The following is a 10,685-nucleotide window of genomic DNA, read 5'->3' as shown; positions in this document are numbered from 1 at the left end:
AGTTCGACCTCACGCTGTCCGCCTACGAGGACCGCGCCGACGGCTGCTTCCACTGCGTCTTCAAGTACAACTCGGACCTCTTCGAGCCCGCCACCGTCCAGCGGCTGGCCGCGCACTACCGCAACCTGCTGGACGCCATGACCCGCGCAGCCGAGGACGAGCCGGTCGGACGGCTGCGGATGCTCGGTGACGCCGAACGGCGGGAGATCCTCACCGGATTCAGCGGCGCCGACCGCCGGATCGAACACGACACCCCGGTGCCCGAGCTGATCGCCAAGGCCGCCGCCGAACGGCCCGAGGCCGTCGCGGTGGTCGCGCCCGGCCGGGACGGCGTCCGCCGGCTGACCTACGGCGAACTGGAGCGCCAGGCCCAGCGCACCGCCGTGAGACTGCGCGAACTCGGCGTCGGCGAGGGCTCGGTGGTCGCGGTCTGCCTGGACAAGTCGCCCGAGCTGATCACCACCCTGCTGGGGATCTGGCGGGCCGGCGCCGCCTACCTGCCGCTCGACCCCGGGCACCCGGCCGACCGGCTCGCCCACCAGGTGACGGACGCCGGAGCGGCGCTGGTGGTGGTCGACCAGCGGCGCCCGCTCCCCGCCGACCTGCCCGCCGAGCCGGTCACCCTGGAGGAGCTGGACCGGCCGGTCCTGGGGGGCGCCGTGCCGCTGCCCGCCGCCGACCCGGACCGGCCCGCCTACCTGATCCACACCTCGGGCTCCACCGGCCGGCCGAAGGGAGTCCGGGTCGACCACCGGAACCTGGCCGCCGTCACCGCCGGCTGGCGCGCCGAGTACCGGCTGGACACCGAGGTCCGGGTGCACCTCCAGATGGCCGGCACCGCCTTCGACGTCTTCTCCGGGGACTTCGCCCGGGCGCTCAGCACCGGCGGGACCCTCGTCCTGGTCGACCGCGAGCTGCTCTTCGACACCGCCCGGCTGTACCGGGTGATGCGCGAGGAGGCCGTGGACGGCGGCGAGTTCGTGCCCGCCGTGGCCCGCGGGCTGCTGGCCCACTGCGAGCGCGAGGGCCTGACGCTGGACTTCCTGCGGCTGCTGATCGTCGGCTCCGACTCCTGGAAGGCCGCCGAGCACCAGCGGGTGCGCGCCCTGTGCGGCCCGCGGACCCGGCTGGTCAACTCCTACGGGCTGACCGAGGCCAGCGTCGACAGCACCTACTACGAGGGCGCGACCGAGCAGCTGGAACCCGGTCGGATGGTGCCGATCGGCCGGCCGTTCCCGAACAGCACGGTGTACGTCCTGGACCCGTACGGCGAGCCCGTCCCGGTGGGCGTGCCCGGCGAGCTGTGGATCGGCGGCGCGGGCGTCGCGGCCGGCTACCCCAACGACCCGGAGCAGACCGCCCGGCGCTTCGTCACCCTGGAGCTCGACGGCGCACCCGCGCGGCTCTACCGCACCGGCGACCTCGGCCACTGGGACACCGCCGGCACCCTGCACCTGCTCGGCCGCATCGACAACCAGGTCAAGGTCCGCGGCCACCGGATCGAGCTCGGCGAGATCGAGGCCCACCTCACCGCCCGTCCGGAACTCGCCCAGGCCTGCGTGGCGGTCCGCCAGGACGCCCGGGGCGAGGCCGCCCTCGCCGCCTACGTGGTGCCCGCCGAGGGCACCGTGCTGGACCGCCGCGAGCTGCGCCGCCACCTGGCCGAGCACCTGCCCACCGTGATGATCCCCTCCTACCTCACCGAACTGCCCGCCCTGCCGCTCACCCCGAACGGCAAGGTGGACCTCGCGGCCCTGCCCGAGCCGAAGGCCGACACCGCCGGGGCCCAGCACGAACCGCCCGTCACGCTCTACGAGACGAGGGTCGCCGAGCACTGGCAGAACCTGCTCGGCCTGGACGAAGTCGGCCTCCAGCACGACTTCTTCGAACTCGGCGGCAGCTCGATCCGGCTCATCGAGCTGATCCACCACCTGCAGAGCGAGTTCAACATCAGCATCCCGGTCGGCCTGCTGTTCAAGGTCACCACCCTGCACGGCATGGCCCGCACCGTCGAGCAGATCATCACCGGCGAGGTGGCCGGCGGCGAACCCTACCTCTGGTTCAACGCCGCCGCGCCCGAGGACCGCACGGTCTTCTGCTTCCCGCCGGCCGGCGGCCACGGGCTGGTCTACCGGCAGCTCGCCGCGCACCTGCCGGAGCACCGGATCGCCTCCTTCAACTACCTGACCGGCGACGACAAGGCCGCCCGCTACGCGGACCTGGTCGAGGAGCTGCACCCCGCCGGGCCGTACGTCCTGCTCGGCTATTCGCTCGGCGGCAACCTCGCCTTCGAGGTGGCCAAGGAGCTGGAGCGGCGCGGACGCACGGTGGCCTCGGTGCTGCTGGTGGACGCCTACCGGGTCACCGAGGCCTTCGACCTCGGCGAGGAGCACCTGGCCGTCTTCGAACGCGAACTCCACGAGCACCTGCACCGCCACACCGGCTCGCGGATCGTCGCCCGGGAGACCATCGAACAGGCCAGGGACTACCTGGAGTTCAGCAGCCGGACGCCCAACACGGGAACCGTCAGGGCCCAGTTGGACGTGGTCTGCGAACGCGACCGGCTCTCCGTGCACGTGGGCGGCGAACCGGGCGCCTGGCACGGCGCCTCCACCACGGGCACCGCGGTGTACGTCGGGCACGGCGCCCACGCCGAGATGCTCGACGGGGACTTCGCCGCCCGCAACGCCGAACTGGCCGGCGCCATCCTGGCCGGGGGCACCGCCGATGTCCTCGGCTGACCGCGGGCCGGACTGGTCCACCAGGGAACGGGCCGCCGGCGGCCCGCCCCGGGTGATCGTGATCGGGGCCGGCCTGGCCGGCCTCGCCACCGGCTGCTACGCGCAGATGAGCGGCCTGGAGACCCGGATCTTCGAGAAGCACGTGCTGCCCGGCGGCTGCTGCACCGCGTGGTCCCGGCACGGCTACCTGTTCGACTACTGCATCGACTGGCTGATCGGCACCGCCGAGGGCACCGGAGCGCACCAGGTCTGGAGCGAACTCGGCGCCCTGGACGGCAAGTCGGTGACCCGCTTCGACACCTTCAACCGGGTGGTCGACGAACACGGCCGGGCCGTCACCTTCTACGGCGACCCGGACCGGCTGGAGGCCCACCTGCTGGCCCTCGCGCCCGGCGACGCCAAGCCGATCCGGGCCTTCTGCCGGGACCTGCGCCGCTACGCCGCGATCGAGCTCCCCTGGGACCTCACCCCGCCGCCGCTGCGCACCACGGCGGAACGGCTGCGCACCCTGCGCACCGTCCTGCCCGCGTTCCGGCTGTTCTGGCGCACCGCGACCACCCCGATGAGCGGCTTCGCCGAGCGGTTCCAGGACCCGCTGCTGCGGCGGGCCTTCCCCAACATGTTCCTCCAGGAGCCCGAGGGCTTCCCGCTGCTGCCGTACCTGTACACCCTGGCGGCCGCCCACAACGGCAACGCTGGGTTCCCGGAGGGCGGTTCGCTCGGGCTGGCCCGCTCGGTGGAGGAGCGCTACACCTCGCTCGGCGGGGTGATCGGCTACCGCTGCCGGGTGGAGCGCATCCTGATCGAGGACGGACGCGCGATCGGAGTGGAACTCAAGGACGGCTCCCGGCACTTCGCCGACCACGTGGTGGCCGCCTGCGACGGTCCGACGGTGCTCGACCGGCTGCTGGAGGGCCGGTACTCCAGCCCCGCCACCGAGAAGCTGTACGGCGAACTGCTCGACAAGCCGGGCAACCTGTACCCGGCCGTGGTCTCCGCCTTCGTCGGCGTCGACGGCCCGCTGCCCGAGGGCGAACCGCACAGCACCACCTACCTGCTGTCGCCCGAGGACGGTGCGCGACTGCCCGGCTCGCTCCAGCGCAGCCTGGTGGTGCAGCTGCGCTCCACCTACGCGGACGGCTTCGCCCCGCCCGGCAAGTCGGTGCTGCACTGCACCTACTTCAGCGACTACCGCTCCTGGAAGGACCTGCGGAGCAGCGACCGCCGGGCCTACCGGGCGCGCAAGCAGGAAGTCGCCGCGTTCGTCCGGGAGTTCCTGGAGCGGACCTACCCCGAGCTCGGCCCGCGGATCGAACTCGTCGACGTGGCGTCGCCGGTGACCACCGAGCGGTTCACCGGCAACACCTACGGCAGCATCCTCGCCTGGCAGGCCTTCTCCGAGGCCGAGGACGCCGCCAACCGGCTGGTCAACCGGGACCGGATGCGGCTGCCCGGGCTGAGCGGCTTCTCCATGGCGGGCCAGTGGACCTCGCTCGGCGGGCTGATCCGGGCCGCCACCAGCGGACGGTTCGCCGCGCAGTACCTCTGCCAGGAGCTCGGCCGGCCGTTCCGGGCCTGGCCGAGCGACAACCGGGAACCCTGGCACGCGGGCAAGTGGGGCCGGCTGCCGCAACTCGGCCGGGCCACCGTGGGAGCGCCGGAAGTGGGAGTGGCGGAGTGAGCGGGACGACGACCGGCGGCCGGCAGAGCATGGTCATCATCGGCGGAGGGCTCGGTGGCCTGTCCACCGGCTGCTTCGCGCGGATGAACGGCTACCGCACCCGGATCCTGGAGATGCACGAGATCCCCGGCGGCTGCTGCACCGGCTGGGACCGCGGGGAGTTCACCTTCGACTGCTGCATCAGCTGGCTGCTGGGCAGCGGCCCCGGCAACGAGATGCACCAGATCTGGCTCGAACTCGGCGCGTTGCAGGGCAAGCGGATGCGCAACTTCGACGTCTTCAACGTGGTGCGGACCCGGGACGGCGGGGCGGTCTACTTCTACTCCGACCCCGACCGGCTGGAGGCCCACCTGCTGGAACTGGCCCCGGAGGACGCCCGGCAGATCCGGCAGTTCTGCGCGGGGCTGCGCAAGTTCCGTCTGGCGTTGGCCCGTTACCCCTTCCTCAAGCCGGTCGGGCTGATGGGCCGGTGGGAGCGGACGCGGATGCTCGCCTCCTTCCTGCCGTACTTCAACGTGATCCGGCGCTCGATCACGGTGCTGATGAGCGACTACTCGGCGAAGTTCAGGAGCCCGCTGCTGCGCGAGGCCTTCAACTTCATCCTGTACGAGAAGCACCCCAACTTCCCGGTGCTGCCCAACTACTTCCAGCTCGCCTGCCACGCCGGCCAGTCGGCCGGGGTGCCGGAGGGCGGCTCGCTGGGGCTGGCCAACTCGATCGAGCAGCGCTACCTGCGGCTGGGCGGCGAGATCACGTACAACACCAAGGTCACCGAGGTCCTGATCGAGGGCGACCGGGCGGTGGGGGTGCGGCTGAGCGACGGCCAGGAGGTGCGGGCCGACATCGTGGTGGCCGCCTGCGACGGCCGGACCACCATGATGGACCTGCTCAAGGGCCGCTACCTGAGCGACACCTACCGCCGGCTGTACACCCAGACCATCACCGAGCCGGGCATGGTCTTCCCCGGCTACGTGACCGTCTTCCTCGGCCTGCGCCAGCCCTTCCCGGCCGGGGACCCGTGCACCACCTACCTGCTGGAGGACGAGGTCGCCGAACGGCTCACCGGCATCCGGCACCCGAGCATCAACGTCCAGTTCCGCAGCCGCCACTACCCGGAGCTGTCGCCCGCCGACACCACCGTGGTGTACGCCAGCTACTTCTGCGACATCGAGCCCTGGCGGGAGCTGAGCACCGGGCCGGAGCAGGAGCCCCGGGTGCGGCGCGGCGAGGAACTGCACACCCTGCCGGTCGGCCGGGGGCGGGAGTACCAGCGGCAGAAGCGCCGGGTGCGCGACGCCATCGTCGAGTTCCTGGACGGCCACCACCCCGGGCTCCGGGAGGCGGTGGCCGTCAAGGACGTCTCCACCCCGCTCACCCAGGTCCGCTACACCGGCAACTACAACGGGACGGTGCTGGGCTGGCAGCCCTTCGTGGAGAGCGGCGAGACGCTGGAGGAGGAGGTCAAGCGCAACGGCCCGGGGCTGCCCGGCCTGGCGAACTTCTACCTCTCCGGGGTCTGGGCGACCACCGGCGGACTGATCCGGGCGGCGGCGGCCGGCCGGCACGTCGTCCAGTTCATCTGCCGGGACGACGGCAAGCCCTTCACCGCGGAGGTGGACGACAGCGCACCGCTGCCCACCGTGCTCATCGAACCGGTCGGCCCCGCCGACCGCCAGTTTGGAGTCACCTCGTGAGGATCGAGAAGTGGGTCGTCGGGGAGCACGTGGACGGCGTGCCGGACGTCGAGCGGATGTACCGGAAGGTCGTGGAGGAGCTGGACGTCCGGCTCGCGGCGGACGAGATGCTGCTGCGCACCCGGTACGTCTCGGTCGACCCGTACCTCCAGGGCATCGCGCTGGACACGCCGATCGGCGACCACATGGGCGCGGACTCGATCATGGAGGTGCTGGACGCCGGGCCCGCCGCGCGGTTCGCGGCGGGCGACCTGGTGCAGGGCTTCGGCGGCTGGCGCAGCCACCTGGTCAGCAACGGCGCGCCCAGGCTCTGGCAGACCGGGACGTTCCCGATGGTCTTCCCGGCCTTCCGCCGGCTGGACCCGGCCGACTACGACGAGGACCTGCCGCTGTCCACCGCGCTCGGCATCCTGGGCGGGCCCGGGATGACGGCCTGGGGGACGGTCGAGAAGTTCCTGGACGTGCGCCCCGGGTCGACGGTGCTGGTCGGTGGCGCCTCCGGGGCGGTCGGCTCGCTGGTCGGGCAGCTGGCCAAGCACCGGGGCGCACGGGTGATCGGGACCACGGCGTCGCCGGAGAAGACGGCGCGGCTGTGGGAGCTGGGCTTCGACGGGGTGTTGCTGTACCGCGACGGCGACGCGCCGGAGCGGCTGGAGAAGGAGCTGGCCGAGCTGGCCCCGGGGGGCATCGACCGCTACTTCGACAGCCTCGGCGGGACGCTGACCGACGTGGTCTTCGGCATGCTCGCGGTGGAGAGCCGGGTGGCCGTCTGCTGGCAGTGGGGGAGCCAGGTCGGCGGGGACTGGGCGGGGCCGCGACTGCTGCCGATGATCATGTTCCCGCGCACCACGATCCGGGGCATCTTCTCGCTGGAGTGGTTCACCGAGGAGAACTGGGCCGCCCTGCGGCGGGACCTCGGGGCGCTGGTCCGCAGCGGGGAGCTGACCTACCAGGAGACCGTGCACCGGGGGTTCGACAGCATTCCGGCGGCCTACCGCGGCCTCTACCGGGACCGGTCGGCGAGCAAGGGGAAGGTGCTGGTCGAACTCTGAGCGTGTTCGTTCCAGGACGCCCGCGGGCCCTTCGGAGGATGTGCCGAAGGGCCCCGGCGCGCGGCCGGTGCGGGACGGTCAGTTCAGGGTGAACCAGGTGCTGCGGGACTTCTTCCACTCGGGGTGGGTGAGGTCCTTGGCGGCGGTGGCGTCGTTGTAGAGGTCGGCGGAGCCGTCGTCGGTGATCAGCTGGGCGCGGGCGCCGGGGGCGTCCAGGTCCGGGACGTCCGGGAGGGCCTCCCAGGCGCCGTAGTCGCTGGTCGGCAGGTCGATCAGCTTGGTCGGGGCGGAGCCGGGCTGACCGTTCCAGCGGTAGAGCGCGTACGGGGCGGAGTTGTCCTCGGCGGCCCAGGAACCGGCCACGATCAGGTACTGGCCGAGGTCGTTGCGCCGGATGTCGCGGACGGACAGCCCGCCGAGGTCCAGCTCGATCGGGTCGCCGAAGGTCGCGTGGGCGGCCGAACCGTTCAGCAGGGACGGGAGGTTGGTGACCGGGACGAGCAGCGCCCGGCCGCCGGTGACGGCCGGGGTGAGCGGCGCGCGGAAGCCGATGTAGGCGGTGCTGGTGCTGCCGGGGGCGAACTCCAGGCCCTCGACGTTGAACCCGTCGATCTGCTTGGGCGCCTGGCCGTCGGCGGCACCGGCCGCGAAGCCGTAGCGCTTGCCGTGGGCGTTGTCCCAGCCGATCAGGTCGTCGCGCAGGCCGTGGTAGGAGCCGGCCAGGGACAGCTGGGTGTCGGCGCCGGAGCCGGTGACGGTGGTGGTGAAGACGGTGTGCCGGTCGGGCTTGACCACGCCGTCCTTGTTGTTGCCCAGCGAGCCGGTCCAGTAGACGGTGTTCCCGACCCGGGTGGCGGCCTCGATGTCGATCTCCTTGGAGACGCCGAGGGCCGAGCTGAAGTCCCAGGTGCGGATCGGCGCACCGGAGTTGTCGCGGTCGTACAGGCGCAGGGTGTTGGACTCGTCGTCGCCGACCAGGATGTAGCCGCCGCCCGCGTCCACGGCGGCCGAGGCGTCGCTGGAGCCGGTCAGGTAGCGGCTGGTGGCGGAGGACTGCACGGCGGGGGAGGCCGCGTAGTGCAGGGTGCGGGTGGCGCTCTTGCCGCCGAGGCCGGTGACCTTGACGGTGAGGTCGGCGTAGCCCACGCCCTGGGCGGCGACCGCCAGGGTGCGGGTGCCGCCGGTGCCGGTCACCGTGACGTCGCCGGTGCGGGCCACGGAGCTGCGGGTGGTGGCCGAGGCGGCGACGGTCAGCGCCGAGGCCGCGGCGCCGGACTGGGCGACCGTCACGGTCACGGTCGGGTCGCCGGTGGCGCCGACCGCGCCGGACAGGTATCCGGCCGAGAAGGTGATCGTCGGGGTGCCGTACGAGACCGCGCCGGCCGGGAGGGCGGGCAGGGCGAGCACGGGCACCGCCGCGACGGCGACGGCGAGCGGCAGCAGGCGGCGGAGGGAACGCGACACGGTGGCTACCCTTCGGCAGGTGACGGGAGTTGACGGAGAGTGCAAGCCTGCTGGCGCTCGGCGAACACCGACCCTACGGAGACCCTACGAGCGTGGGCGGGCGGGCGAACAGCGGGCCTCGCGGCGGTGGAGGACCGGGCTCAGCCGGTGATGCCGGCCGCACGCAGGCGGCGGGCGACCGCCTCCCAGTCGGGGGCGACCGGCTCGGTCCGACCGGTGCCGACGCCCTTGTCCTTGAACCCGCTGGAGGTCGAGACACAGACCACCGGGCCCTCGGCGAGGTCCGGCTCGCCGAGGCTGCGCAGCCCCGCCAGGCCGGCCGCCGAGGACAGCTCCGTCCAGAGCCCGGCCCGGGCCAGCTCCCGCTGGGCGTCGGCGAGTTGAGCGTCGTCCAGGGTCAGCGCCCGGCCGCCGCTCTCCCGGACGGCGAGCACGCCCCGGTAGCCGCTGACCGGGGAGGCGATCGCGTACGCGTCGCTCGGACCGACCGTCACCCGGGCGGCCGGCAGGCCCTCGGCGATCGCCAGGGCGAGCGGCCCGGAGGCGGCCGTCTCGCAGGAGTGGATGCGCGGAACGCGGTCGGTCAGGCCCAGCCGGCGCAGCTCGGTGAAGCCCTTCCATACGCCGAACAGCAGCTCGCCGTAGCCGGTCGGGACGAACACCGCGCTCGGCAGGCCGACGTCCTGGAAGATCTCGTACGCGACGGTCTTGTAGCCCTCGGGGCCGTACGCGTGCCCGGTGTGGGTGGTGGTCAGGTTGCTGACCGGGTGCAGACCCAGCCGGTCGACCGCCTGGCGCAGCAGTGGCCAGCGGGCCTCCCACGGCACCGGGAGCACCACCGCGCCGTAGGCGTTGAGGAAGGTGTCGACGTTCGGCGGCAGGTCCGGGCCGGTGAACACCACGCAGCGCAGTCCGGCGCGGGCGGCGTAGGCGGCGGCCGAGGCGCCGTGGTTGCCGGAGGAGGCGACCGCGAGGCCCGGCGCGCCGACGCCCACGGCCGCGCTGGTGGTGCAGCGGTTCAGCCGGTCCTTGTGGCTCCACGTGGGGTTGCGGGACTCGTCCTTGACGTACACCCCGGGCTCGATCTCCACCGTCGGGGTGGCGCCCTCGCCCAGACCCGGTGCGAGCAGCGGGGGCAGCAGCGGAGCCCAGCGCTCCAGGCCGCCGCGCACCGGGGCGGGGGCGAACAGGCCCGCCGGGTCGGCCTTGTCGTAGGCGTAGTCGACCTCGACGGGGTAGGAGACGTCCTCGGTGCCGGTGCGCGGGCAGCCGGCGGTGAGCGGGGGCCAGAGCGGGTAGTCGAGGGCGGGGTCGCCGAGGGAGCGCTGGCCTGTCGCGAGGGAGTCTTCTGTTGGCATGCCAGGAGACTAACCGGGCGGCCGCCGTGCGGTCCGGCGGTTGGCGGGCCGCGGCGGAAACCCGTTCGTGGCGGTACCGGTTCCGGCCGTTCGGGGGAGGAGTCAGCCCTGGCGGATCGCCGAGATGTCGAACTCCAGGACGACCTTGTCACCGACCAGGACGCCGCCGCCCTCCAGTGCCGCGTTCCAGGTGACGCCGTACTCCTTGCGGCTGATGGTGACCGAGCCCTCCAGGCCCACCCGCAGGTTGCCGTACGGGTCGACGACGTTGCCGGTGTACTCGAAGTCGATGGTGACCGGGCGGGTGGTGTCCTTGATGGTCAGGTCCCCGGTGACCCGGTAGTCGGTGCCGGAGCGCACCTCGACCGCGGTGGAGCGGAAGGTGATGTCGGGGAAGTTCGGCGCGTCCAGGAAGTCGTTGGTGCGCAGGTGCTGGTCGCGCTGCTCCACGCCGGTGTCGATGCTCTCGGCCTTGATCACCACCTGGCCGGAGGAACTGGACGGGTCGCCGCCGTCGAGGTGGGCGGTGCCCTCGAACCGGTGGAACGCGCCGCGGACCTTGGTCACCATGGCGTGGCGGGCGACGAAGCCGATCCGGGTGTGGGTGGGATCGAGGACGTAGTCGCCGGTGAGCTCGGAGAGGTTGGCGGTCATGGTCGGCATGCCTCCTGGTGCGGGGCCCGGGTCTCGGCCCG

7 protein-coding genes are annotated in these 10,685 nt (G+C 72.8%); 4 read left to right on the top strand and 3 right to left on the bottom strand.

Annotation, left to right across the window (positions count from 1 at the left end; genetic code table 11):
- From ACIQOV_RS10565 to ACIQOV_RS10550, 4 genes are all read left to right on the top strand, one after another.
- Window positions 1–2,741, top strand: a 2,741-nt coding sequence (locus tag ACIQOV_RS10565) for an amino acid adenylation domain-containing protein (protein WP_401047147.1), incomplete at its 5' end; no start/stop codon positions are given.
- The gene (locus ACIQOV_RS10560) at window positions 2,728–4,422 is read left to right on the top strand and encodes a phytoene desaturase family protein (protein ID WP_401047144.1); all 1,695 of its coding nucleotides are present in this window, start codon (window positions 2,728–2,730) and stop codon (window positions 4,420–4,422) included. The genes ACIQOV_RS10565 and ACIQOV_RS10560, both read left to right, overlap by 14 nt.
- A 29-nt stretch (window positions 4,423–4,451) precedes the next feature.
- Window positions 4,452–6,116, top strand: a complete 1,665-nt coding sequence (locus ACIQOV_RS10555; RefSeq protein ID WP_401047153.1) for a phytoene desaturase family protein — start codon at window positions 4,452–4,454, stop codon at window positions 6,114–6,116.
- Window positions 6,113–7,168 (top strand): zinc-binding dehydrogenase, encoded by a 1,056-nt coding sequence (locus ACIQOV_RS10550; RefSeq protein WP_401047141.1) that lies wholly within the window; start codon window positions 6,113–6,115, stop codon window positions 7,166–7,168. Before ACIQOV_RS10555 ends, ACIQOV_RS10550 begins: the two co-directional genes overlap by 4 nt.
- Window positions 7,169–7,246: 78 nt before the next feature.
- Here ACIQOV_RS10550 and ACIQOV_RS10545 read toward each other — a convergent pair whose 3' ends face one another.
- The 3 genes from ACIQOV_RS10545 to ACIQOV_RS10535 form a co-directional block, all read right to left on the bottom strand.
- Window positions 7,247–8,632, bottom strand: coding sequence for a hypothetical protein (locus tag ACIQOV_RS10545; RefSeq protein WP_401047138.1), 1,386 nt, complete (start codon window positions 8,630–8,632; stop codon window positions 7,247–7,249).
- A 140-nt stretch (window positions 8,633–8,772) separates the two neighbouring features.
- Window positions 8,773–9,990, bottom strand: a complete 1,218-nt coding sequence (locus ACIQOV_RS10540) for a pyridoxal-phosphate dependent enzyme (protein ID WP_401047135.1) — start codon at window positions 9,988–9,990, stop codon at window positions 8,773–8,775.
- Between the two features lie 102 nt (window positions 9,991–10,092).
- A complete protein-coding gene (locus ACIQOV_RS10535) occupies window positions 10,093–10,644 on the bottom strand; it encodes a YceI family protein (RefSeq protein WP_401047150.1) in 552 nt (183 codons plus the stop codon).
- Between the last annotated feature and the right edge of the window lie 41 nt (window positions 10,645–10,685).

Origin of the sequence: Kitasatospora sp. NPDC091257, assembly GCF_044757675.1 — a bacterium.
Taxonomy (GTDB): domain Bacteria; phylum Actinomycetota; class Actinomycetes; order Streptomycetales; family Streptomycetaceae; genus Kitasatospora; species Kitasatospora lactacystinica.
This window is presented reverse-complemented; position numbering and strand designations above follow the sequence as displayed.